Below are 25196 nucleotides of genomic sequence, written 5' to 3' on the forward strand. Positions count from 1 at the left end.
TAATCGAAAATGATTTGTAAAACAAAATTGCTGGCTCTGGCCCTGTGTGGCGTAGGGGTTCTGCAAACCAATGCCTTTGCCCAAAAGAAAGAAGTAAAGCCCCTGACCCCGGAGAAGTTTATCGACCCCGCGAACATGGATACTTCCGTAAAACCGGGCGATGATTTCTACACTTACGCCAGCGGCAACTGGATCAAAAACAACCCAGTCCCGGCCAAGGAGACGCGCTGGGGTAGTTTTAATGTGCTGCGCGACTTCAATATAGAAGCCGTACGCGGTCTGCTGGAAGACGCCGCCGCTAACAAAAACGCCCCGGCGGGTTCGGTCGAGCGGCGCGTGAGCGATTTTTACAAGTCGGCAATGGACAGTGTTGCAATCGATAAACTCGGCTACACGCCTATAAAGTCTGACTTGCAGAAGGTCAACGCCATTAACAGTAAGCAAGCCGCCATTACGCAAATCGCCAAAGCCCGCACCGTGGGTGAGGGAAGTCCTTTTTTCGGCTTTTATGTAGGGCAGGATCGTAAGGATGTGGAGGTGATGATCCCGCAGTTTTCGCAGGGCGGCACCACGCTGCCCGACCGCGACTACTACCTGAAAGACGACGCCCGCAGCCAGAAAATCCGCGCTGCCTACAACGACTATATCGTGAAGCTGTTCACGCTCACGGGTACTTCCGAAACGCAGGCCAAGGCGAACGCCAACGCCATCATGAAGCTGGAAACCGAACTGGCCCGCGCCCAGATGCCGCGCGTGGAAATGCGTGACCCGCAGAAAACCTACAATAAATTGTCGGTAAAGGATTTCTCCAAAAGTACCCCGCATTTTAACTGGCAGCAGATTATGCCTATGATGATGGTGACGGGCGAGGATACGGTACTTGTGAATAATCCGGCTTTTTTCGTGAAAGCGGACTCGCTGTTTAACGCTACCTCGTTGCCCGATCTGAAAGCCTACCTGACCTGGAATGTGCTGAAATCTTCGGCCAGCTACCTGAGCTCCGATTTTGTGGATGCGGCTTTTGCTTTCAACCAGGTACTTACCGGACAAAAAGTGCAGACTCCCCGCTGGCAGCGGATGTCCCAACTCACCGACCGCACTATCGGTGAATTGCTCGGCCAGCTCTACGTGAAAAAATACTTCACGCCCGCCGCCAAGCAGCGCATGGACGAGCTGATCAAAAATCTGGTGAAGGCCTACGAGCAACGCATCAACGGGCTGGAATGGATGAGTGCTGAAACCAAGGAAAAAGCGCTTGCTAAACTGCACAACTTCACGCCCAAAATCGGCTACCCCGACAAATGGCAGACCTACGAGGGATTGTATATCAAGCCGGGCACATTTTACGCCAACGTGAAAAACAGCGATGCCTGGGATTACAAAGACATGGTCAGTCGCCTGGGCAAACCCGTGGACCGCACCCGTTGGGGCATGACACCGCCCACGGTGAATGCTTACTACAATCCGGTACTTAACGAGATCGTGTTTCCGGCGGGCATTCTGCAATTCCCCTTCTTCGATCCCAACGCCGACGATGCGGTCAACTACGGTGGCATTGGTGCCGTAATCGGGCACGAGATTTCGCACGGCTTCGACGACAGCGGCAGCCAGTACGACAAAGACGGGTACCTCCGCAACTGGTGGACCGAAAGCGACCGCAAAAAGTTTGTCGGCCTGGCCGACCGCATTGTGGAGCAGTATAACAATTACACGGTGCTCGACACGATCCACGTCAACGGACGCCTGACGCTAGGTGAAAACATCGGTGATCTGGGTGGACTGAATGCCGCCTACACTGCCTTCAAAATGACACCCGAAGGGAAATCAGACAAAAAGATCGACGGATTTACGCCCGACCAGCGTTTCTTCCTGGCCTGGGCGCAGGTATGGCGCACCAACATCCTGCCCGAAGCCGCGGCCCAGCAAGTACTCGTTGACCCGCACTCGCCCGGCGAATGGCGCACCATTGGCCCGCTCATCAACATGGATGCCTGGTACGAAGCGTTTAACGTGAAGCCAGGCGACAAGCTGTACGTGAAGCCGGAGGACCGGATTTATTTGTGGTAAGGAAGCAGTTTTATCGGCGGTCGGCTTTCGGCCTTTTCATTAGTGCAGGAAGCAACAACGATATTGATCGAATAACAAAAGGAAGGGCCTGGCAGAATTCTGCCAGGCCCTTCTTACTATAAGCCGGAAGCCTATGGCCGACGGCCAATCGCCTAAAATACAATCGGTACCTCCACCATTCCTGTGCCCCAGGCCATACGCATGAGTACTTCCTTGTCATTGCCTTTGGCAAACTGGATTGCGAAATTCTCGACAGATTCTGAAATTTCCTTTCCTGCCACGTTTACGCGCAGTACGTCATATTTCGGGTCGTAGCTATACGCACCCCACTGATCCAGGTCGCTGCTCAGGATAATGGTCATATCCTGGCTTTGCTCATTGGCCTGAGCCAGCAGCGCGTAAGTACCGGCTTTAACCTTCTTGCCCATGATCGTGGCGTCCTCGTAGAACTTGATTTCGGGGGCTTCGTTGGCACCCACACGCCACACTTTGCCGATCGGAATCAGATTGCCGACTACCTCGCGGCCATTCAGGGCAGGACGGCTGTAAATGACCCGTACCTTGGCGGTTTCGCCTTTTATCTTATCGGGCGCAAACTTGCGATCGTGAGCGTAGTCATCAGGGTAATAGGCCATGTCCATCGGACTTTTGTCGATGCCCCGGAAAGTCTGGGCCTGGGCTTTGAATGTGAAAAGTGCGCAAATGCACAGAAGTAAAGCGGTAGTTTTCATTGTTTGGTTGGTTGTTTCTTGATTCATAAATATTAATAAACGCGCCTCGAAGATAGCTAGTCAGGAATGAAAGTCCGACATAAGTATAAAAAAACTCCGACTCAACGAGCCGGAGTTTCTGCACTACATGTATTCGATTCATTTTAGATAGGTTAAGTCTTGACCGCAATTTGCGGCTCTTATCTTGGGCCCCGGCTCCGGCTTGATGAACTCGAAGAAGAACTCCGGCTGCTGGAACTCGGCGCACTGGTCCGCGCTGCACTCGATTGGGACGATGACCGACTGCTCATGGATGGGGCAGGTGTACTTCTCGATGAGGACCGTGAGGGTGCCGAATAGCTGCTATTGCTTCGGGAACGGCTACTGCTGCTCGGCTGGCTTGGTGCACTCCTCACGCTCGGCGCTGAACGGGTTTGCGGAGCACTCGAACGGCTGCGGGATTCGTAGCTAGGAGGACTACTTACACTCGGACTACTGCTGCGAGAGCTGTTGCCTGAGTCGTAAGATGGCGTGGCTGAACTCCGGCTGCTGGATTCGTACGCGCTTCCGCTGCGTGAGCGGCTGGAAGATTCGTTGGCATCGTAGGTACGGCTTGACGAAGGTGCGGTACTTTCGTAGCTGCTGCGGCCATTGCTGCTGTTCTCATTGCTGCCATAGCTGCGGGAAGAGCGGCTTGAAGTACCTGCATCGTACGTGCGGCCATTTATGCTGCCGCTATTATCACGACTCTGGCGATCGAGGCCACTGCGGCTTGTATCATCGGCGCGGTAGGTACGGTTGCTGGTACCCGATCCATTGTTTGAGGCGTAGCGATTGCCCCGGATTTCTTCGGCACGATAGGTAGGAATAGTACCACGCGTAACGCGCTCTACTTCCCCCCGGCTAGGGCCATAGGAATACTGATAATTTCGGTTGTCGTTATAATAGTAGTTGTTAATGACCGTGGTGCGGCCGAAGAAACTATTATAACGGTAGCGGGGCACACAGTAGCCGAACACGTTGCGGTTGAACAGGTGACGTCTCGGGATAAACACCCAGTAATTAAGTGGGATGTTGAAAGAAACACCTACCCGTACACCCGGCCACATAGGCGCCCAGCCATAATAGTCATTGTTCGAGCGCCAGTCAACCCAGGCGGGCCCCCACTCGTAGCCAGGTACCCAGGCCCAGCCACGGTAATCGTCGTAAAACCAGCGGCCATAATGGAAAGTAGCCCAGCCCCATGAGAAATCCGAAACCCAGGTGTTGCCGAACTCAGTCATCACCCAGCGACCATCGGTACCATAAGGCTGGAAGTTTCGTCCTACGTCGTAGGGCGTCCACACGGAACCGTAGCGCGGGTCCGATGACCAACTGCCGTAGGGTGAGAGTTCGTTATAAAAATACTGGAAGTTGACTGCACCGCCGCGTTGCGCCTGCGCCTTTTGGGTTCCCAGCAAGCCTAGTGTCAGGAAGGCCAGGAGGAGGAAGGTTTTTGAATTTTTCATGGCTAATAAATTTTGAGTGTTAGGAACGGGTAAGCAATTCTTGGACAGGAAAGCCGGCAACGGGTTTAATATTCTGACTGATTGGTGCTTAATGATTTTATTTAAACTGTAAACTTGGCCTGAAAAGTATACAAGTTAAGAACTCGAAAGGATAAAAAAAAATTCCAGGCCCGCTTTTTTGACAAATAAATCCCCCGATCCCCCTACGCCCGACAAAAAACTTTATTATCAGGAAGTAACAACCTTGCAGCGTAGTTGTTGTTCCTGACAGAACCGAAATTTTATCATGGTCACCAGAGCGGATAAACCAACAACTTGATGGATACTTATGTCATTGTACTGCTTATTGTCGGTCTTGCCTCGCTAGCCATGGCCTGGATGCCCGCCATCACTGAGAAAACCAAAATTTCCTACGCTATTCTGTACGTGCTATTGGGGGGCGTTTTGTACATTTTTGGTGATAGTTTGCCCTTGCCTGATCCCATCCGCAAGCAGGAGTACACCGTGCATTTGACCGAGTTGGTTGTCATTATTTCGCTGATGGGAACAGGTTTGAAAATCGACCGCCCTTTTTCTTTCAAAAACTGGAACCTGCCTCTGCGACTGGTGAGTGTCACCATGCTTCTGAGCATTGCCGCCATTAGCCTGCTGGCATGGCAGTTCCTGCAGTTTGATCTGGCTTCGGCTCTGTTGCTTGGCGCAGTGCTGGCTCCCACCGATCCCGTACTGGCGGCAGACGTCCAGGTAGGCGAACCACAGGAAAATGAGCGTAATGACGTGAAGTTCGCTCTCACCGCCGAAGCCGGACTCAACGACGGCCTGGCGTTCCCCTTTACCTGGCTGGCAATCGTACTGGCCCAAATCGCCGGTACCGGCGAAGGCAGCCTTACCGACTGGCTGCTCACTGATTTTTTTTACCGCATTATCGTTGGCGCGGTGGTGGGGTACTTGCTGGGGCGGTTGCTGGCATTTCTCATTTTCCGGAAATCCAGCAAAAAAAGCATTATTGAAATGAACAACGGCTTCATCGCCCTGGCAGCGACGTTGGTCATTTACGCCTTCACTGAAATGCTTCATGCGTATGGTTTTATGGCTGTGTTTATTGGCGCGGTGACACTACGTAACTCCGAGATGCAGCACGAATTTCACAATCAGCTGCATTCTTTCACCGATCAGATCGAGCGTATTCTGGTGGCGATCGTGCTTATTCTTTTTGGAGGCAGCCTGGTCAGCGGTGTACTGGAAGAATTGTCGGGACAAATGGTTGTCCTGGGGTTGGTTTTTGTTTTCGTCGTTCGTCCCGTGGCGGGGTACCTGGGGCTATTGGGGACGGATTTGCATCCGTTACAAAGAGGAGCCATATCGTTTTTTGGGATTAAAGGCATCGGCTCATTTTTCTATCTATCCTTTGCTCTGGCAGAAGTCAATTTCGCCAATGCCCGCGAGATTTGGTCGATGGCCGCCTTCACAGTGTTGGTTTCGCTGATTACGCATGGTGTCACCGCAGCTATCAGCATGAAAAAGATCGAGGAGAAATTTGCCGGACAGCCCGCCGAGGAGGTTGATTTGCCCGCTAAGGAGCCGTAACTTGCGGGTCAGCCCCCGAATGTTCAGAAACTTTGCACTCACTATCCAATACAACTACTTTGTGCCGGACCGCTTTGTGTCTTTTCACCATAGCACTTCTGTGCTTCTCGTGTCATCGCATGCCCATCGATTCCGTTGATTTGCAGGAAGGAGTTTCGGAAGCGCTGGCCCGCAACCGGAAGCAGGTGCTGAGCAACATCACCTACAAGCTTTCATTCGACATTCCCGCGCAGAAAGACAGCCCTATTCCCGCCACAGAAAGGATCACCTTTGATTGGCAGAAAAACACCAACTCACTTTCGATCGATTTCAAGGAAAAGGAGGATCATCTCCAGAAAATTCGGGTCAACGGCAAGGACGTGCCCCTTGTTTTTGAGAAGGAGCATGTTCAGATCGCGGCGGAGTACCTGAAAAAAGGAAAGAATACGGTGGACATTGACTTCATCGCCGGGGACTTGTCGCTCAACCGCAATGCCGAGTATCTCTACACTCTGCTCGTCCCTGACCGCGCCCGCACGGTGTTTCCCTGCTTGGACCAGCCTGATTTGAAGGCCAGCTTCGAACTATCACTAACCGTTCCGGCGGATTGGATTTCTGTGTCTAATGCTCCTTTGCGCGATAGCGTGATTTCAAGAATGCAGAAAAGCTATCATTTCCATCCCTCCGACCTTCTGCCGACTTACCTTTTCTCTTTTGTCGCCGGCAAGTTTGATCGTGTGGCGCGGACGCCCGGTGGACGCGAAATGACGCTGTATCACCGCGAAACGGATACTTCCAAAATCCGGCTCAGCCTGGATCCGATCTTTGAAACCCACGCCGACGCATTGGGCTTCATGGAAGACTACACGCAGATAAAGTACCCTTTCCAGAAATTCGACTTCGCGGCCATTCCTGATTTCCAGTACGGTGGCATGGAACATGCGGGGGCTATTCAGTACAAGGCGGCAAGTTTGTTTTTGGATAAAGGAGCAACACGCAACCAGAAAATGAGCCGCATCAAACTACTGGCCCACGAAACAGCCCACATGTGGTTTGGCGATCTGGTAACGATGCGCTGGTTCAACGATGTGTGGATGAAAGAGGTCTTTGCTAATTTCATGGCTGACAAAATCGCCAAGGTTGCGCAGCCACTGAGCAACTACGATCTCGAGTTCCTGATTTCACACTTCCCGACGGCCTACGGCGTGGATCGTACCGAAGGACCCAATGCCATCGGTCAGCCGCTCGACAACCTGAATCAGGCCGGGACAATGTACGGACCGATTATCTACCACAAAGCGCCCATCATGATGCGCCAACTCGAGCGCCTTATGGGGCCCGATGCCCTGCGTGATGGCCTGCGCGAGTACCTGAAAAAATACGCTTACGGCAACGCCACCTGGCCCGATCTGATCGCGATTCTTGATAAATACACCCCCATCGACCTCGCCGCCTGGAACAAGGTATGGGTGAACGAAACGGGGCGGCCTCGCTTCGATTACAACTTAAATGCTTCCGCCGGGAAAATTACCAACCTGACCATCACCCAGCAGAGTGAGGACGAGTTTGACCGGACTTGGCCTCAGTACTTTGAAATAGCCCTCATTTACCGGGATAGGGTGGAGGAGCTGACGGTCAACATGAACGCTGATACGGTCTTGGTGCCGGAGGTAGTTGGGCGCGACATGCCGCTGGATATCCTGATGAATTCTTCGGGACAGGGCTATGGCCTTTTCCCCATGAGCCGGAATATGGTCGTGCAACTACCCGCGATCGCCAGCCCACTGATGCGTGCCTCTGCTTACATCAGTTTGTACGAAAATATGCTCAATAAAAATCCGGCGATCCCGCCCACCCTGCTGGCCGATCTGTACGTGAAGATGCTGGACAAGGAAACAGAGGAGTTGAGTCTGGACTTGATCACTGACCAGCTTTCCCATATTTTCTGGCAATTCATGAAGCCCGAGGCACGCAAAGCCTGGGCAGACTATCTGGAAAAGAAGGTGTGGGAAGCGCTATCACGGATCGAGGACGGCAACAAGAAAAAAATCGTCTTTAAGCTTTACCAGAACATTGCTGAAAGCCAGGAAGCCAAAGATCGCCTCTACGAAATCTGGAGAACCCAGCAGGCCCCGGCGGGCGTCACACTTACCGAAGACGACTACACGTCGCTGGCCCTGGCACTGGCCGTGCGGGAGTATGGTACTTCTGACATTTCTGCAAAAAATATTCTGGAACAACAACTGACCCGTGTCAAGAATCCTGACCGCAAAAAACGGCTGGAATTTATGCTGCCCGCTCTGTCGGCTGATGTTTCGGAAAGGGACGCTTTCTTCAATTCTTTAAAAGAAGAGAAAAACCGTGAACACGAATCCTGGGTGACGGCGGCTTTGGGATATCTGCACCATCCGTTGCGGATAGAGGCTTCTCAAAAGTACCTGCGCCCGAGCCTGGATTTACTGGAAGAGATTCAAAAAACAGGCGACATCTTTTTCCCCGAAGCCTGGCTCCGGGCTACATTGGGTTCGTACCAATCGACGGAAGCCGAGCGGATCGTCAGAAGTTTCCTGCAGGAACACCCCAACTATAATCCACGCCTGAAAGCCAAACTCCTGCAATCCGCCGATAACCTTTTCCGGGCTGAGAGGATTGTGAATTGAGGCTATCGGATTTATAAGAAGAAATCTATTGGTTCGCAGCAGTGGCTATCCAGCCCTACAAGCAAGTACACAAATCAACCGCAGAATGGACGTCATTCAAGACTACTTAAACAAATGCCGCTCAATCACCGACACCGTCGAAAGCCAGAAACCGGAAATCCAAAAGGCCGCGCGCTGGTTTGCCGACAGCATCCTGGCGGGGCGGATGGTGCACGTCTTTGGTAGTGGCCATAGCCGGATCATGGTCGAGGAAATGTGGCCGCGTTATGGTTCTTTTCCAGGCTTTAACCCAATCGTGGAGCTTTCTTTAACCTTCCATAACCTAGTGGTGGGAGCCAATGGACAGCGGCAGGCGATGTTTCTGGAGAATGTCCCCGGCCTGGCCGACCGTATCCTGCGCAATTTCGATTTGTCGGAGAAGGATGCCGCTCTGGTCATTTCGTCGAGCGGCTGCAATGTCGTACCGATCGAAATGGCGGAGCTGTTTCAGAAAAGCGGCGTAAAAGTCGTAGCTTTGATTACCAGTGCGCATTCCAGCCAAAGTACCTCTAAACGCACCGACGGAAAAAAACTGGGCGATTTTGCCGACCTGATTCTCGACACGGGCGCCCCCGTCGGCGACGCGATGGTGAGTATTCCAGATCTGGACACTCCCGTTGCCCCGGGAAGTACCATCGGCGGCGCGATGCTGGTCAACTGCATTAAGGCCGAAGTGGCCCGATTGCTCACCGAGGCCGGGCAGCCGCCCAAAGTACTCAGCGCGGGCGTGGTAGTTGGCGCGGAAAAAGCCGTCGAATTGTTCGAGTCGGCCTACGATGAACACGCCCACCGATTGGCCAGACTTTACGAAAAAGTAGGGCAGGGACAACGGCCCAAATTGTGATGAACCCATTTTTGACCTGATCGATGAAATTACATTCCGTTGCTTTGCGCGACACCGGCCAGTTTCCGCCGCTTCTGCTCGATTATCTGGACCAAAAACCGGAATTGAAGGCATTTTACAGCGTATTTCCCAGTGTTGATGAAGCTGGAAAAGCAATTGACCAACGCGCCGGTTTCGACTCAGCCAAGCGGCAAACGTTGGTGGAAGTGCTGACGAGGCAGTACAAAGGCATCGCGGATGCGCCCGATTTCAGCGTTTTACTGGACGAAAGTACCTTCACTGTTACCACGGGCCACCAGCTGAATATCTTTACCGGGCCGCTGTACGTGATTTACAAGGTCGTCACCACGATCAATCTGGCGCGAACGCTGAAAGAAAATTATCCCGAGTACAACTTCGTACCCGTTTACTGGATGGCGTCCGAAGACCATGATTTTGAGGAAATCGCTTCCTTCAATCTCTTTGGCAGGAAATACACCTGGCCCGGCGACCATGTGGGGGCGGTGGGGCGTCTCGACCCACAGGAACTGGAAACCGTGTTGAACACGTTGCCCGAGTCGGCGCCGCTATTCGAGAAAGCCTACCTCGAAAACAAAACGCTGGCGGATGCGGCCCGATGTTACATGCACGAGCTATTCGGTGCGGAGGGGCTCATAACGGTTGATGCCGATGACCCGGCTTTGAAAAAACACTTACTGCCTGTCATTGAAGATGAACTTTTCAACCAGAATTCCAGCCGTTTGGTGGAAGAGACTACCCGGGAACTGGAAGGGCTGGGCTACCACACGCCCGTTCACGCGCGGGAAATCAATCTGTTTTACCTGACCGACGGGCTGCGCGAGCGTATCATCCGGCAGGATGGTACTTTCAATGTTCTGAACACCAGGCTGGAATTTACGGACGAAGAAATCCGGCAGGAAATGAACGAGTATCCCGAGCGGTTCAGCCCGAACGTAGTACTCAGGCCATTGTACGAAGAAATTATTCTGCCGAACCTGGCCTACATCGGCGGACCATCGGAGGTGCCCTACTGGTTGCAGTTGAAAGGAGTGTTTGATCATTTCGTCGTACCCTTCCCGATGCTGATTCCACGCAATTTTGCCTTGTACGTCGACGCCGCCAGTCGTCATCGGCTGGAAAAACTTGATTTATCCTACGGAGATATTTTTAAGGAGAAACACCAATTAAAACACGATCTGGTCGAGCGGATATCGGAATACCCGCTGTCGCTGGATCTGGAAAAGTACGCGTTCGCCGAGGTACTTGCCAAGGTGGTAAACAAAGCGCTGGACGTGGATGTGACGATGGAAAAAGCCGTGTTGGCCGAGCGGGCGAGACTATTCAACTCGCTGGAAAAACTGGAAAAGCGGATTCGGCGGGCCGAGGAGAAAAAACACGACATTCAGGTCGGACAATTGCAGAACCTGCTGGATACGTTCTTTCCCAACGGTTCAGCGCAAGAGCGCCACGATAATTTCCTGAATTTTTACCTCAACAATCGGAATTTCATTTCGATTCTCCTCGAACACTTCGACCCTCTGGATTTCAAGTTTAATGTTTTGGAAGAATAGGCAGCGAGGCTAACCGCAGCGTATGCCAGACTTTTGAGTGATTTGCGTTCAGTAAGGTGAAGAAAAAAGAGATTCGAGAAATTTTCCTGAAGAAAAGGGCAGTCACGAATCTGGCCGACAATGAGCGGATCGCCGCCAGGCTAAGAGAAGTGTTGTCTGGAAGCTCAATCAGCCTCGTCCATTCTTTCGTAGGCTGTCGGACAAGAAGCGAGGTCGATACAAAGGGTATTCGCCAGCTCCTGCGAATTCAACTTCCATCTATACAGTGGGCCGCGCCCCGCATGATTCCCGGTACCAGCAAATTACAAAACTACCTCTGGAACGACGAAACAGTATTGATCTCTAACCGCTGGGGAATTGAAGAACCCGGTGCCGGTACTTCTCAACCGGTAGAAATACAGGCGATTGATGCAGTACTAGTACCCTTGCTAGCCTTTGACCAAAAAGGACACCGCGTAGGGTATGGCGGCGGTTTCTACGATCGCTTCCTGGCCCAATGCCGACCCGACACGCTTAAAATCGGGCTCTCCGCTTTCGAAGCGATTGAGGAAATTGAAGATGCAGACGAATGGGACGTGAAGCTGAACTATTGTGTGACACCTACTAATATATACCACTGGAACAGTTGATTTTAACTACTCTCTGAAAGATTTTTTTGTACTTTTGCCCCCAATTTTTACTAAAACCATTTTACTAAAATGAAAATCGCAGTCGTAGGCGCTACCGGACTGGTAGGCAGCGAAATCCTTAAAGTACTGGCCGAGCGTAATTTTCCGGTGACGGAGTTACTGCCCGTGGCCTCTGAACGTTCTGTTGGCAAGGAAATCACGTTCAAGGGTAAACAGGTGAAAGTGGTCAGCTACCAGGACGCGATCAAGGCCGGACCGGCAGTGGCGATTTTCTCGGCTGGCGGCGGTACTTCGCTGGAACTGGCCCCCAAATTCGCCGCTGCGGGCATTACCGTGGTAGACAATTCTTCTGCCTGGCGCATGGACCCTACCAAGAAGTTGGTCGTGCCGGAAATCAACGCTAACACGCTGACCCCCGAAGACAAAATTATTGCCAATCCGAACTGCTCCACTATTCAAATGGTGCTGGTTCTGAATCCTTTGCACCAAAAATACAAGATCAAGCGGGTGGTAGTTTCGACTTATCAGTCGGTGACGGGTACTGGGAAGGAAGCCGTGGATCAACTCTTTGCCGAGCGCAGGGGCGACGACACGGTCAAGAAGGTGTACCCGCATCCGATCGACCTCAACGTGCTACCGCATATCGACGTCTTCCTTGACAATGGATATACCAAGGAGGAGATGAAGATGACCAACGAAACCAAGAAGATCATGGGCGACGACAGCATTGCTGTTACCGCCACCGCCGTGCGCATCCCGACTATGGGCGGTCACTCAGAGGCGGTTAATATTGAGTTTGAGAATGAGTTCGACTTGGATGAAGTACGCGAGCTCCTGAGCAATGCCGATGGTGTGGTACTGCAGGACGATCCCAAAAACTTCGTTTACCCTATGCCGCTAACCGCGCATGGTAAAGACGACACTTTCGTGGGCCGCATCCGCCGCGACGAAACTCAGCCCAAGACGCTTAACCTGTGGGTAGTGTCTGACAACCTGCGCAAGGGTGCGGCAACCAATGCTGTGCAGATCGCTGAGTACCTCGTGCAACACGATTTGGTGGATGTAGCCGAAAAAGTGTAAGTTTGTCTTTAACAATCTGATACCAATAATTCGAAAAGCCGCTCCTGCTGAGATCAGGAGCGGCTTTTTTCTATTGATCAGGATGCTTTTCAGCGGGTGTAGGCTGTTTACAAACTCCCTGTCTTTCCGCCATCCACCGGAATGTTGATGCCACTAATGCTCGCGGCAGCCGGACTACATAAAAAGGCCACGGCCGCAGCTACCTCTTCTGCCTCGGCGAAGCGTCCTACCGGAATCTCGGCCTGCATCTGGGCGGCCAAGTCTTCGGGTGTTCGTTCCTGGGCTTCGGCCCTCATGTTGAGCACCGCATCCAGGCGGCCGGTTTTGGTATAGCCCGGTAGTACATTGTTCACCGTAATACCATAACGGCCCAGTTCCAGCGACATGGTCTTGGCCCAGTTGGCCACCGCTGCCCGGATGGTATTGGACACGCCGAGACCCACAATGGGTTGCTTCACGGAGGTACTTATAATGTTGACGATGCGGCCGAACCGGGCATTTTTCATGGCGGGTACCACAGATTGCGTCAGGATTTGGTTGTTGACAAGGTGCATCTGGAAAGCCTGCTGGAATTGATCCGTCTCGGCGTCCAGAATGGCTCCACCCGCCGGGCCGCCCGTGTTGTTGATCAGAATATGCACGTCAGGTACCAGTCGCAGGTACTCGTCGATGGAAGTCTTGACACCCGCATTATCCATAAAGTCGGCCACGACAAAGCGGTGGATCTGACCGAGCGACGTGTCGAGCGTATCCACGACTTCCTTTAATTTTTGTTCGTCACGCGCCATGAGAGTGACGTTGGCGCCCAGTAGGGCTAATTCGATGGCGGAGGCAAGGCCAATGCCTTGGGTACTACCGCAAACGATGGCGGTTTTTCCGGTGAGGTCGAGATTCAATGTAGTGGAAAGTTGCGAGTGGATAATAGTTATAGAAGCGCCTGAGTAGAATCGAAGGACGCCTAACTGAACGTCTGCGCGATCTTCATCGCCACACCCATGTCGCCTTCAATTTTCAGCTTGCCTGTCATGTAGGCCATCATTGGATTCAGGTCACCATCCAGCATTTTCAGGGCGTTGTTGGTAGATATTTTCAGGGTGCAATCGGCGTCTTTGTCTTCGTTGGCGACGACATTGGGTACTTGGGTTGTGTCTATAAAAACAAAACCTTCGTCGGTTTCGAACTTTACTTTGGCTTTGGTGTCACTATCGGTGCCGACGACGGTGCGGATTCGGTCGGTCAGGGTATTCAGGCTCATGAAGCTGGGGATTAATGGTAAACTGATTTTTTACAAGTATAAGCAATGTGCGAGAAAAACTGACTGTCTCTTTTAAACAAACCTATAAGCTTCTATTATTCAAAGACAGGATCTGAATCTTCACGCCCGCAGCCGCGCCACAACCTCTTGCACGTGCTGGATCGTCTCTGCAATCTCTTCCTCTGTAGTAAATCGTCCCAAACTAAACCGCACTGACGCATGGGCCAGGTCGTCGGGGACACCCAATGCTTTCAGCACGTAAGAAGGTTCAACCAAAGCCGAGGTGCAGGCCGAGCCGTTAGAAACTGCAATGCGGTTAAAGGCCATTAACAAAGCTTCCCCATCCACGCCTTCGAAGGAAAGGTTGGTAGTTTGCGGTAGACGCTTTTCCTGGTTACCATTGATGCGCACATCGGCTACGGTTTCCAGAATTTCCTTTTCTAGCTGATCGCGTAAGGTCTTAAGCCTTTCACGCTCAGTGGGCATGGTGGCGGCGGCCAAACGACAGGCTTTGCCAAAACCCACAATACCCGGCACGTTCAAAGTACCTGACCGTAGCCCGCGCTCGTGGCGGCCACCATCCAGCTGTGCCGTCAAATTGGTGCCTTTGCGCACAAACAAAGCCCCGACCCCTTTGGGGCCGTAAAGTTTGTGCGCCGACAGACTTAGCAAATCTACGCAGTCATACTCTACGCCAACGGTGATTTTGCCCGCCGCCTGGGTGGCATCGGTGTGGAAAAATACCCCATTTGCCCGGCACAGTGCCCCGATGTCGGCAATGGGCTGGATAACGCCAATTTCATTATTGGCATACATGACAGATACCAGCAAAGTATCCGGCCGCAGGGCTTGCTCGATTTGGCGAAGGTTGATGAGTCCGTCGGGAGCGGCCGTAAGGTAGGTTATTTCAGCTCCTAAGGCTTCAAGATGCTGACAGGCGTCCAGCACGGCCTTGTGTTCGGTAACTACCGTGATGATATGCCGCCGTTCTGCGCCCGCTGCTTCGTAGGCACCCTTCAACGCCAGATTATTGGATTCAGTGGCCCCGCTGGTAAAGATTATTTCTTTCTCCGTCGCGCCGATCAGCTTCGCTACTTGCTGCCGGGCGTCGGCCACGGCATCGGCAGCTTCCCAGCCGTAGAGGTGGGTGCGGCTGGCGGCGTTACCAAAACGCTCCGTGAACCAGGGCAGCATCTCTTTCAATACGTGCTGATCTACGGGCGTGGTAGCGTTATAGTCGAGGTAGATGGGTGGAGTCAAGGTATATTTGAATAAGTCTTACGTTTTATCTGATAGATCGAGCAGTCCTGATCGTCAAATCTCTTTTTTTCAACAAACTCAAAGCCAATACGTTCGTAAAACCTGTGCGCACGGGTATTGGTTTCCAGCGGGTCTACCCAGACGGAGTCTACCGTGGGGATGGCAAAGCATCGGTCAAGAGCCAGCCGCATCATTTGGGTACCGTATCCTCTTCCCAGGTCGGATGCCTCGCCGATCCATATATCGATGGCTCTGCGACCATCCGGTACGTCCCCCCAATAACGGGTGTCTTCCAATCTGGGATCGATGATTTGCACAAAACCAATCGGACGGCCTTCCAGCTCGGCGATCAATTGCTCCCGCCATACGGGTGAACGCTGCAGTTCCGTTTCCCATTGCCAGTCGTCGTCGGGGTCGGACTCCAGTACATGGGGTTGTTCGTCCCATTGCTTTAGAAGCGACAGGTCGTCAGGCGTGGCTGGCCGGAGAGATAGGGTGGAAGAGGCGTTTTTCATCAACTCAATAGCCCGCCGTCACGAATGCCGGGTGCACCGATCTGGTGCGGGCGGCGTCCAGCAGTTTGGTCATACGTTGTAACTCGGCGGGCTGCGTGGGGGCGAGGTCGTTCTGTTCGCCCAGGTCGTCGGCCAAGTTGTAGAGTTCAGTTTTGGTAGGTTGGCCTGTTTCGACGAAACGCACGATTTTCCAATCGCCCTGGCGAAGGCACTGCGAAAAACCTCGCTCGTGGAATTCCCAGTAGAGCGTGCGGTTAGTGGCGGCTTTGGGAGCTTCGTTCTTTTTTAATAAAGACACTAGCGACGTGCCGTCCAAAGCCGTCGGCTTGGCCGGACTGCCGCTCAATTCCAATAGCGTGGGCAACCAGTCCCAGTTGGCGGTGGCGAAGTCGGTGATTTGGCCGGGTTGGATGGTGCTTGGCCAGCACGCGATTCCGGGGACACGGATGCCGCCTTCGTACATGTCGCGCTTCACTCCGCGTAGCGGGCCGCTGCTCCGGAAGAACTCCACGTCATCGTGGTCGCGACCCCCTTCTACGTGAGTGCCGTTGTCGCTGGTGAAAAAAATCAGCGTGTTTTCGGCCAGACCCAATTCGGCGAGTTTGGCGCGGACATCACCCACGTAATCGTCGATGCGGCTCACTACGGCAGCGTAGGCGGCTCGGGGCTGCATTTGTCCGCCGTAGTGCAGGCCGGGGTAAGGTTTTTCGGGAGCAAAAACACTGTTGCCGTCTTTGTCCTGGTATCGGCTCAGTATTTTATTTGTCGTGACCAGTTCGGCGTGGGGAATGGTTAGCGATAGATAAAGAAAAAATGGCTTCTCCTTGTTTTTGTCGATGAATTCCAAGGCTCTTTCCTCTATGTAATCATTCGCAAAACTACTCTGTCCGCCCTCGGTTCGGACCCGTTCGCGTATCGGCTTATTGCCCTGAACAAAATTCCACACAATGCCGGGGAACTGAAAGTGCGCCTCCACATGATGCAGAAAGCCAGTAAACTTACTCCAGCCTTTCAGATCGGGCATTCCGGTAGTGTTCATGTCGCCCAAGCCCCACTTGCCAAACATACCTGTGGTGTACCCTTGCTCCTGTAAGTATTGCGGCAATATTTTATCCTGAGGACGAAGGGGAATCTCGCCGTTACCCCGGATGTAGCTGTGTCCGGTGTGTTTACCCGTCATGAGCGAACATCGCGACGGGGCGCAGACAGTACTTCCGGCGTAAAAACTTGTAAAGCGCAGTCCGTCGGCGGCCATTTGATCCAGGTTGGGCGTCTTGATTTTCTCTTGACCGTATGCGCCCACATCGCCGTAGCCGAGATCGTCGGCCATGATATAAACAATATTGGGCTTAACGACTTTTGGGCTTGCTTTTGGAATGAAAGCAAGGATACCCAGGCCAGCCAGGATTGATACTATAAACAGGATTGATACTATAAAGGTGATTTTTGGGGATTTCATAAGCGTAGGTTACGTAGTTTCACAACTTTACTTTGCGGCGGGAGTGAGAGAAGAGCCAGGGCAGTAGTTGCGGTTCCGCAAAGGCATTATCCCAACTATTGTGGTTGACGCCCGGATATTCGGTGTACTGGACGGGTACTTTCAAGGCTTTGAGTTTATCGACCATTCGCCGTGAGTTCTCCACAGGAACTACCGAGTCGGCATCACCGTGGAAAACCCAAAAGGGCGTTTTGCGGACGCGCTTGTCGTAGGCCTGCACGTCGGCTCCACCGCAGATGGGCGCGGCGGCGGCAAAGGTTTTGGGGTGCTGGTAGACTTGCTCGAATGTGCCCATGCCGCCCATCGACAATCCCATGATGTACAGCCGGTGCTTGTCCACGCTTTCTTCTCCAACTACTTGTTTTACCAAATCGTATGCTGCTACCAGCGGCCAGTTCGATGGCCGTTGATAATCGAATTCAAACGTCATGGGCCGTTTGTCGCGGTCCACCTTTACCGAAGCCCAGTAACTTTCCGGCGGGCACTGTGGCGCGATCACGATAGCCGGGAATTTTTCGCGGTTTTGTGCTTCTAGGAACATTTTGCCTCCGTGAACGAGCTGTTTCTCGTTGTCGGTACCGCGCTCCCCGGCCCCGTGCAGAAACAGGATGAGAGGGTACTTTTTGCTCTTGTCATAATTTTCTGGAAACAGCAGGCGGTAGGGGAGCGTGTTTCCATCAGCGGTCTTGAACTCCCGCTTCTCGTATTGGCTTAAATCCTGTGCGTAGGAAAATTTGTAGCCGGAGAGTAGGAGTAGCAGTACGGCAAATCGAGCAATAGCGTTGTTTTTCATGGTCATCTCAAATAAAACAGTTAGGGACAAAAAGAGAATTTTAGATTCCTTTTACCCAAAAATACATTTTAATCGATTGAAACGCCGTCAGCCGTGATCTTGCGCAACACGGACGCAAACTGACTAGGTAGTTTTGGGAAAAAGTGGGTATTTTGTTTCGAGAGCTACTTATTGAAGAGTGCTCAGACCGGCTCGCACCGGGAATTCTCCCAGATATTATTCCAAGAACTCAAACAGCTTCTGAGAACGTTGAACATCGGAACGCTGACCTATAAAAATGCCATTAACTAAAGAACAAGCCCTCAAACAATATTTCGGATACGACACTTTTCGGCCGCAGCAGGCCGAAATCATCGACACGGTCCTGCGCGGTCAGGATTGTCTGGTACTGATGCCTACGGGTGGGGGAAAGTCGGTTTGCTATCAGGTGCCCGCTTTATTGCAGGAAGGGCTGACGGTAGTCATTTCCCCGCTTATAGCTTTGATGAAAGATCAGGTGGAAGCCCTCCGCGCCAATGGGATTGAGGCGGCTTATCTTAATTCCAGTCTGAGCAGCAGCGAACAGGATTCGGTGTTCTGGAAGGCCAAATTGGGAGAATTAAAACTACTGTACGTGGCTCCCGAGCGGCTGTTTTCGGGCAACACGATGGAGCTTTTCAAAAGCTGGAACGTGCAGCTTTTTGCCGTGGACGAGGCGCACTGCATCTCGTCCTGGGGGCACGATTTCCGGCCGGAGTACCGGCAACTCTCCTCGCTTAAAAACCATTTTCCCGGCGTGCCGGTCATTGCCCTCACCGCCACGGCCGACCGCGTGACGCGGCGCGACATTCTGGGGCAGTTAGGTGTGAAGAAGGCCCCGACTTTCGTGGCTAGTTTCGACCGGCCTAATCTTAGCCTGACGGTACTTCCAAGCCGCAAACGGCTGCCGCAGATCGAACAATTTCTGAAAAAACACCCCAACCAGCCGGGCATCATCTACTGCCTGAGCCGCAAGACTACCGAGACGGTGGCCGCTTCGCTCCAGAATCGTGACTTCCGAGCCGATTGCTACCACGCCGGTTTGTCAGCCTCCAAGCGTTCCAAGGTGCAGGAGCAATTTCTGAACGACGACATTCAGATCATCGTCGCCACGATTGCCTTCGGCATGGGGATCGACAAATCGAATGTCCGCTGGGTGATCCACTATAATCTGCCACCCAATGTCGAGAGTTTTTACCAGGAAATTGGACGGGCAGGCCGCGATGGTGCCCCCGCCGACACGGTACTTTTCTACGGTTACCAGGACATCGTCATGCGGCAGGACATGATCAACAATTCGGAGCAATCCAATGATCAAAAGGAACTGTTGCGGGCTAAACTTGAACGCATGAAGCAGTACGCCGAGGCTGATCTCTGCCGCCGGCGCATTCTGCTCAGCTACTTCAACGAAGCTGTGGAGAAAGACTGCGGCAATTGCGATGTCTGCCAGAACCCCCGCACCCGATTCGACGGTACTTTGCTGGCTCAAAAGGCGCTTTCGGGCATTGCCCGCACCGGTGAGCGCGTGGCGATGGGAATGCTGATCGACATTCTGCGCGGTAGCCGCAACCGTGCCCTGCTCGATCGCGGGTACGACCGACTGCCGACCTTCGGCGTGGGGCGCGACCTGCGTGGCGACGAATGGGCCGAGTACTTGAGCCAGATGCTCAACTCGGGAGTGATGGACATTGCCTACGACGAAGGCCATGCTTTTAAACTCAACGCTCTAAGCTGGCAGATCCTAAAAGAAGGCAAGACGCTGGAACTGGCCAGGTACATTCCGTTCTCCGAGCGAAAAGCCCGCGAAGAAGCCCTTGTACCTAAGGAAAAACCCAAACAGGAGATTATCCGAGACGCGTTGTTCGAGCAGCTACGCCTGCTTCGCAAGCAGATGGCCGACGCTCTCAATGTGCCGCCTTACGTGATTTTTTCGGACAAGACTGTCTCCGAAATGGCTCAGAAGCGGCCTGTCTCGGAAGCACAGATGCTGGAAGTATCAGGTGTAGGTACCGAAAAGTACCGGCGTTACGGCGAGGCCTTCGTAGCCGAAATTGTGAAGTTTGCCAAAGAAAATACCAAACCCGGCACCCGCGTAGTGAAGGGGATGACTTACCTCATGACGCACGAACTCTACGAAAAGGGCTTTACCCTCGATGACATTGCCCAACAGCGTGGCCTAACTACCTCCACCGTAGTGGCGCATCTGGTAAAACTACGCGACGAAGGCCACGATATCCAGCTTCGCCCGCTCATTTCGGACCGCACCTACGCCGAAGTACTGACTGCCGCTGACGAACTCAACTTCAAGCCTGGCGATCCGCTGGCCCCCTTGTTCGAGCATCTGGGTGAACGAATCGAGTACGGGATGATCAGACTGGCACTGGCAATCCGGGAAGGGGCGTGAATGTTTTGTTATATTTGTTGAAGAAAATTCAAATTTGGGTTATGACCGAAGAATTGATGTCATCCGAAATACAACAGCTTCCTGAGAGCCTAAAACAGGAAGTACTTCACTTTGCCCAGTTCCTGCGACAGGAAAAAACACGGAGACTGGAAAACAAGTCTAATACTAAGGAAAGGGTTTTCGGTATTTCGAAGGGGAGGTATAAGCTTGCTCCGGACTTCGATACTCCACTGGCTGACTTCAAGGATTATATGTGATGCGGTATTTACTTGATACGCACACTTTTCTCTATTATACAATATAACATTACTACTTCACCAAATCCTGGTATCCAATTAATTTTATGCCTTTCTTTTCGATCAGCGCCTTTACTTTCGGATCGGTGAATAAATTCGTCACGCCTTGCCGGTCTTCGGCGACGTTCTCATACCCAATATGATGAATGGCGCGTAGTTCGGCGTTGTCCAGGCCGGGATGCTCCACAAAGAGGTAAGTTTTGTCGGGTTGTACCTTGTCAAGCGCATTTATAAAGCTTTGCGCTTTCTCCGCTGGCGTGTTGCGTGGCCCCTCCATGGGTAGTCGCTGCACGGCGTAGTCATCCGGGTCGATATCGATTTTGTATTCTTGCGCCAGCCGCTTGGTCATTGTCGCTACTTCTTTCGACAAATTCGCGCAACCCATGTGCGCCGAAACATGGCTGATGCGCGGAATGTGCCGCAAGGCCATTTCAATCTGCGCCCGGAATTCCCGCTCCACGTCCTCGATTTTCCATTTATTCTCGGAGATAGACTGGCCGGGGTAGTTTTTGTTAGGGAAAATCATGGGATAAAAATAACCATCCTCATTTACCAGGCTTGACGCCGCCGTCAGGGGCCGCCACTTTACCAAATCCCATTCGCTGGTCAGAGCCAGGTGAATGCCTACATCGGCGGTGGGGATTTCTTTGAGCAGCTGTACTGCCTCGGGAAACCAAGGCGAGGGCACGATCACCTCAATGGACGTTTCGATACCGTTTTTGTACGACTCTACTAAAGCTAAATTGCCCGAGTGTGAAAATCCCATGTCGTCGCCGCGGACGATAAGGCGCGCGGGTAGTTTTTGAGCCAAACAGGTCGTGGCGCAAAAAATAAATAAAAAGAGCAGATTGGTTTTCATACGTTTTGAAACAGTTGGGGCTTACCATATAAAAAGACGCCAGCCAGCATCCCTACTGTACTTGCCAGCAAACCATAGATCAACGGCGGGTATTCGGTTTTCAGCCAAATACAAAAAAGCCAGGCACCCAGCCCTGATACCATCGAAAGCAAACAGCCCGCTTCGTTGGACCGCCGCCAATAGATTCCTGCGGCCAGCGGCACGAATAGCGAAACCAGGCTGAAAGCCGAGGACTCGGCCACGAGCTCGAAGATGCTCTCGCGGGTGGTGGCCATATAGATGCAGACAGCCGTAATCACCACAATGCCCACACGAATGACCAGCAGAAGTTGCCGGTCGGTGAGCTCCGGCCGGAAAAGCTTGACGACGTTTTCGCCCAGGACCGCCGCCGGGGCCATAATGGCGCTGCTTGTGGTGCTGAGAATAGCTGAAACCAAAGCCCCGAAAAACATGACCTGCAACGGCAAACTTGTGTGCAGCAGAACCATCTGCGGAATAATCATCTGCCCGTCCTGTTGCTCCAGTTCAGGGTATAGCAGATGGCCACAGAGAGCGATAAAAAGCGGAATGAGGGCTACGCTCAGGTACATGAAGGAAGAAATCAACGTAGCCCGTACGGCCGTTTGGGCCGACCGGGCTGACATAACCCGCTGGAAAACGTCCTGTTGCGGGATGGAACCCAGGCCGATCGTGATCCAGGCCGCGAAGTACTCAACCGAACCCTTGAAAGTGAACTCGGGGTAAAAACGAAAGAAGCCGTCAGGCAATTTTTCGGTGATGCGCTCGAGGCCCCCCGTTTTCTGATAGAGAATGAAAGCTACAATGCTCAGTCCTAAAATGATCAGGATGGTTTGTAGAAAATCCGTGATCGAGATGGACCACATGCCGCCCCAGACCGTATAAAGGATCACAACGCCCGAACTCAGCAGAATGCACTCTGTCAGCGACCATCCCAGTACGATTTTCAGTACGATTCCCATCGCCATTAGCTGCGCAGCGATCCAACTGAAATACGAAGGAATGATGAGTAAAGCCGACAATAGCTCCGCTCGCCGACCGTACCGAATCCGGTAATAGTCGCAGAATGTAATGATGTTCATTTTGTAAAGACGGCTGGCAAAGAATAGGCCAACCAGAAACAAACACAACGCGGCTCCGAAGGGGTCTTCGATGACGCCCAGCACTCCGTGCTGAATAAACTCAGCGGGAGCACCCATGATGGTTTCGGAACCAAACCAGGTGGCGAAAGTGGCCGAAGCTGCCAGAAGAAGTGGCAAGTTGCGCCCCGCCAGTACAAAGTCCTGGGTGGTGGAAACCCGCCGTGAAGCCCAAAGACCGATTCCCAGGTTGAGGGCCAGGTAGCCAAGAATGCAAGCTGCCAGCATGTAGTACGAATCGGGGCTAAAAAAGAACCGCTATTCACGGTTTGAACGATTCCGTTCTCAGCGTAAATAGCGGTCCAAAAGTGAGGATAATGGAATAATCAGAATTTCAACGCCCCCGGCAAATACTTCGCCACCAGGTCTTCGTAGTAAGGACGAAGCTTTTTCCAATCCGGCGGCGTAGGTACTTTTGAATACAAATCGTAAGGGTTAAATTTCTTCACCCATTCGAACATCGCGCGGTCGTGATCGTCGAGCAGGTGGTCGTAGCCATGTTCGCGATGCTGGGCGTAGAACGAATGGTAACGCAGCATGTACTGACCTTCTTCGGGCATGCCGTGCTTTGTCATTTGGTACACGTACTCATCATGCCCCCACGACATATGAACATTGTTCAGCCCGCAGTTTGGCTCATATACGCCATATTTGGTATTGTACCGCTCATCGTACGTATCAGGATTGGCAGCGAAGTATTCGGGATAGACAATCTTATCGGAATGGGCGCAGCCTACAGGGAAAGTGTCGCCCACGACGGCCCATTGCGGCTCACCAAACAGACAAAGTACCTTACCCATGTCGTGCATCAGCCCTACCAGCACAAACCAGTCGGGATGGCCGTCGGCACGAATGGCTTCCGAGGTTTGGAGCAGATGCTGCCACTGATCCAGGTCGGTATCGGGGTCCGAGTCGTCTACGAGGGTATTCAGGAAGTCAAAAGCTTCCCAGATTGGCATTTCTTTTTTGTCGAATTTAAGATATTCAGCTTCCTTCTCACGCACAAAGTCGTACGTCTGGTAGGTGTGATTCAGCCTGTAAAACTCCCGCACGGTGTCGCGGCCCGGCTCGTCGTAGTTGCGATAGTCTTCCTTGGCTTTTTCAAAAGGCTCAGGGTAGCGGGTCAGGACATCTTCCTCCCAGACATCGAGGCTCGGGAGCGGATTTTGGGTGTCAGCTTTCATGCTTATGAGTGTTTTTCGGTTATAAAGGATAAAATTACAGTTTTTTTAACAAAAAAAGCTTGGCTTATCAGAAGTCAAAGGCAGATTTCCTTACTTTACGAAAATCCATACCTTTGCCCCTCTGAAAACTAAACCACTCTTTCACTAAATTGACAAAGGCCGTTAGCTGTCAGCCAACTGCCGAATGCCCTCTGTATGGCCCAAATCGTTACCATCGGCGAAGTGTTGTTGCGCCTTAGTACCCCCGGGTTTTCCCGTTTCGAACAAGCCCGTTCCTTTGACGTTACCTATGCTGGCGGCGAAGCAAATGTAGCATCCGCCCTGGCCTATTGGGGCCATAGTACGGCTCACGTCACCCGTTTTCCTGATTCGCCCGTCGGTCGGGCGGCAGCGCAGTACCTCCGTTTTCACGGTGTAGACATCTCCCATATTCAGTTTGGCGGCCCCCGCATGGCGGTCTATTATCTCGAAACGGGCGCAGCCCTGCGCGGCAGCCAGATCGTGTACGACCGGGCGGGCTCGTCCTTCGCGACTGCCGAACCGCAGTCGTACGATTGGGACGAAATCCTGAAAGGCGCGACCTGGTTTCACTGGGCGGGCATCACACCCGCCCTCTCGCAAGAGGCAGCCGATGCTTGTCTACAAGGAATTCAGGCAGCTCGTAAAAAAGGAATCACCGTGTCGGGCGATATTTTTTACCGCTCCAACCTTTGGAAATACGGCAAGACGCCCGGCGACGTCATTCCTGAACTCACCGCTGGAACGGATATCGTGATTGCTAACCAGATCAATGTGAAGGAAATATTTGGCATCGAATGCACCGACTTTCCGGATGCCTGCGTCAAATTGCAGAAAGCCTTCCCGCAGGTGAGTCGGGTTGTAGACACGCAGCGTACTTCGCTTAGCGCCAGCCACAATTTGCTGAAAGCTTTCCTTTGGAATGGTGAAAAGATGCTCGAAACTGCCGACGTTGATATCAACCCTATAGTGGACCGCGTGGGTGGAGGCGACGCTTTCATCGCTGGGCTCATTCACGGCCTGTTGACTTTCGACGATGAGCAGAAAGCCCTGGAATTCGGGGTAGCAGCCTCGGCCATGAAGCACACCATCGAAGGCGACGCGCTCGTAAGCACCGAAGCTGAGGTGGAGGCCATCCGGCAGGGCGAGACATCGGGAAGAATAAAAAGATAAATTTTTTGGGTTACAGGGCCAAACGGTTCGGGGTTTGCGGACCTAATCGGCGCAAACAAGACGAAAACGTGCAGGGCCTTTGACCATTTGAC

Annotated in this window: 21 protein-coding genes; 10 read left to right on the top strand and 11 right to left on the bottom strand. The window is 52.7% G+C overall.

Annotation, left to right across the window (positions count from 1 at the left end; genetic code table 11):
- Positions 1 to 135 precede the first annotated feature (135 nt).
- A complete protein-coding gene (locus tag IE117_RS02705) occupies positions 136 to 2067 on the top strand; it encodes a M13 family metallopeptidase (protein WP_229580635.1) in 1932 nt (643 codons plus the stop codon).
- A gap of 152 nt (positions 2068 to 2219) precedes the next feature.
- On the opposite strand, the gene IE117_RS02710 is transcribed toward IE117_RS02705, so the two are convergent.
- Together IE117_RS02710 and IE117_RS02715 are read right to left on the bottom strand one after the other, a co-directional pair.
- Positions 2220 to 2798 (bottom strand): DUF2911 domain-containing protein, encoded by a 579-nt coding sequence (locus IE117_RS02710; protein ID WP_189562804.1) that lies wholly within the window; start codon positions 2796 to 2798, stop codon positions 2220 to 2222.
- Between the two features lie 179 nt (positions 2799 to 2977).
- On the bottom strand, positions 2978 to 4285 hold the full coding sequence (locus IE117_RS02715) for a DUF6600 domain-containing protein (protein WP_189562805.1): 1308 nt from the start codon (positions 4283 to 4285) through the stop codon (positions 2978 to 2980).
- 318 nt (positions 4286 to 4603) lie between these two features.
- Here IE117_RS02715 and IE117_RS02720 point away from each other — a divergent pair, with 318 nt between their 5' ends.
- From IE117_RS02720 to IE117_RS02745, 6 genes are all read left to right on the top strand, one after another.
- Positions 4604 to 5872, top strand: coding sequence for a cation:proton antiporter (locus tag IE117_RS02720; protein WP_189562806.1), 1269 nt, complete (start codon positions 4604 to 4606; stop codon positions 5870 to 5872).
- A gap of 119 nt (positions 5873 to 5991) precedes the next feature.
- Positions 5992 to 8511 carry a M1 family aminopeptidase gene (locus tag IE117_RS02725; protein WP_189562807.1) on the top strand — a complete coding sequence of 840 codons (2520 nt, stop codon included), beginning with the start codon at positions 5992 to 5994 and terminating at the stop codon, positions 8509 to 8511.
- An 85-nt stretch (positions 8512 to 8596) separates the two neighbouring features.
- Positions 8597 to 9394: a sugar isomerase domain-containing protein gene (locus IE117_RS02730; protein WP_189562808.1), complete on the top strand. Its 798-nt coding sequence runs from the start codon at positions 8597 to 8599 to the stop codon at positions 9392 to 9394.
- Between the two features lie 23 nt (positions 9395 to 9417).
- Complete coding sequence (bshC, locus tag IE117_RS02735; RefSeq protein WP_189562809.1) at positions 9418 to 10965, top strand: bacillithiol biosynthesis cysteine-adding enzyme BshC; 1548 nt, start codon at positions 9418 to 9420, stop codon at positions 10963 to 10965.
- 56 nt (positions 10966 to 11021) lie between these two features.
- A complete protein-coding gene (locus IE117_RS02740; RefSeq protein WP_189562810.1) occupies positions 11022 to 11594 on the top strand; it encodes a 5-formyltetrahydrofolate cyclo-ligase in 573 nt (190 codons plus the stop codon).
- Positions 11595 to 11663: 69 nt separating this feature from the next.
- Positions 11664 to 12674, top strand: coding sequence for an aspartate-semialdehyde dehydrogenase (locus IE117_RS02745; protein ID WP_189562811.1), 1011 nt, complete (start codon positions 11664 to 11666; stop codon positions 12672 to 12674).
- A 107-nt stretch (positions 12675 to 12781) separates the two neighbouring features.
- Here the strand turns inward: IE117_RS02745 and IE117_RS02750 are convergent, their stop codons facing one another.
- The 6 genes from IE117_RS02750 to IE117_RS02775 form a co-directional block, all read right to left on the bottom strand.
- The gene (locus IE117_RS02750; protein WP_189562812.1) at positions 12782 to 13570 is read right to left on the bottom strand and encodes an SDR family oxidoreductase; all 789 of its coding nucleotides are present in this window, start codon (positions 13568 to 13570) and stop codon (positions 12782 to 12784) included.
- 62 nt (positions 13571 to 13632) lie between these two features.
- On the bottom strand, positions 13633 to 13929 hold the full coding sequence (locus tag IE117_RS02755) for an SCP2 sterol-binding domain-containing protein (protein WP_189562813.1): 297 nt from the start codon (positions 13927 to 13929) through the stop codon (positions 13633 to 13635).
- Between the two features lie 120 nt (positions 13930 to 14049).
- Positions 14050 to 15189 carry a cysteine desulfurase family protein gene (locus tag IE117_RS02760; protein WP_189562814.1) on the bottom strand — a complete coding sequence of 380 codons (1140 nt, stop codon included), beginning with the start codon at positions 15187 to 15189 and terminating at the stop codon, positions 14050 to 14052.
- A complete protein-coding gene (locus IE117_RS02765; protein WP_189562815.1) occupies positions 15186 to 15704 on the bottom strand; it encodes a GNAT family N-acetyltransferase in 519 nt (172 codons plus the stop codon). The genes IE117_RS02760 and IE117_RS02765 overlap by 4 nt, the downstream gene beginning before the upstream one ends.
- Positions 15705 to 15708: 4 nt before the next feature.
- Entirely contained in the window at positions 15709 to 17163 is a 1455-nt protein-coding gene (locus IE117_RS02770; protein WP_189562816.1) for an arylsulfatase, read from the bottom strand.
- 19 nt (positions 17164 to 17182) lie between these two features.
- Positions 17183 to 17995: a carboxylesterase family protein gene (locus IE117_RS02775; protein ID WP_189562817.1), complete on the bottom strand. Its 813-nt coding sequence runs from the start codon at positions 17993 to 17995 to the stop codon at positions 17183 to 17185.
- A 277-nt stretch (positions 17996 to 18272) separates the two neighbouring features.
- Here IE117_RS02775 and recQ point away from each other — a divergent pair, with 277 nt between their 5' ends.
- Positions 18273 to 20417, top strand: a complete 2145-nt coding sequence (recQ, locus tag IE117_RS02780; protein WP_189562818.1) for a DNA helicase RecQ — start codon at positions 18273 to 18275, stop codon at positions 20415 to 20417.
- Between the two features lie 41 nt (positions 20418 to 20458).
- The gene (gene vapB / locus IE117_RS02785) at positions 20459 to 20674 is read left to right on the top strand and encodes a type II toxin-antitoxin system VapB family antitoxin (RefSeq protein WP_189562819.1); all 216 of its coding nucleotides are present in this window, start codon (positions 20459 to 20461) and stop codon (positions 20672 to 20674) included.
- 52 nt (positions 20675 to 20726) lie between these two features.
- Here the strand turns inward: vapB and IE117_RS02790 are convergent, their stop codons facing one another.
- The 3 genes from IE117_RS02790 to IE117_RS02800 all read right to left on the bottom strand — a co-directional run bounded on the left by IE117_RS02790 (position 20727) and on the right by IE117_RS02800 (position 23913).
- Positions 20727 to 21572: a polysaccharide deacetylase family protein gene (locus tag IE117_RS02790; RefSeq protein WP_189562820.1), complete on the bottom strand. Its 846-nt coding sequence runs from the start codon at positions 21570 to 21572 to the stop codon at positions 20727 to 20729.
- Positions 21569 to 22957, bottom strand: a complete 1389-nt coding sequence (locus IE117_RS02795; RefSeq protein ID WP_189562821.1) for a high affinity choline transporter 1 — start codon at positions 22955 to 22957, stop codon at positions 21569 to 21571. The genes IE117_RS02790 and IE117_RS02795 overlap by 4 nt, the downstream gene beginning before the upstream one ends.
- 98 nt (positions 22958 to 23055) lie before the next feature.
- Positions 23056 to 23913 carry an inositol oxygenase family protein gene (locus IE117_RS02800; RefSeq protein WP_189562822.1) on the bottom strand — a complete coding sequence of 286 codons (858 nt, stop codon included), beginning with the start codon at positions 23911 to 23913 and terminating at the stop codon, positions 23056 to 23058.
- Between the two features lie 195 nt (positions 23914 to 24108).
- Here IE117_RS02800 and IE117_RS02805 point away from each other — a divergent pair, with 195 nt between their 5' ends.
- Positions 24109 to 25104 (top strand): sugar kinase, encoded by a 996-nt coding sequence (locus tag IE117_RS02805; RefSeq protein ID WP_189562823.1) that lies wholly within the window; start codon positions 24109 to 24111, stop codon positions 25102 to 25104.
- Positions 25105 to 25196: the final 92 nt, after the last annotated feature.

The organism is Persicitalea jodogahamensis (assembly GCF_014651615.1).
Taxonomy (GTDB): Bacteria; Bacteroidota; Bacteroidia; order Cytophagales; family Spirosomataceae; genus Persicitalea; species Persicitalea jodogahamensis.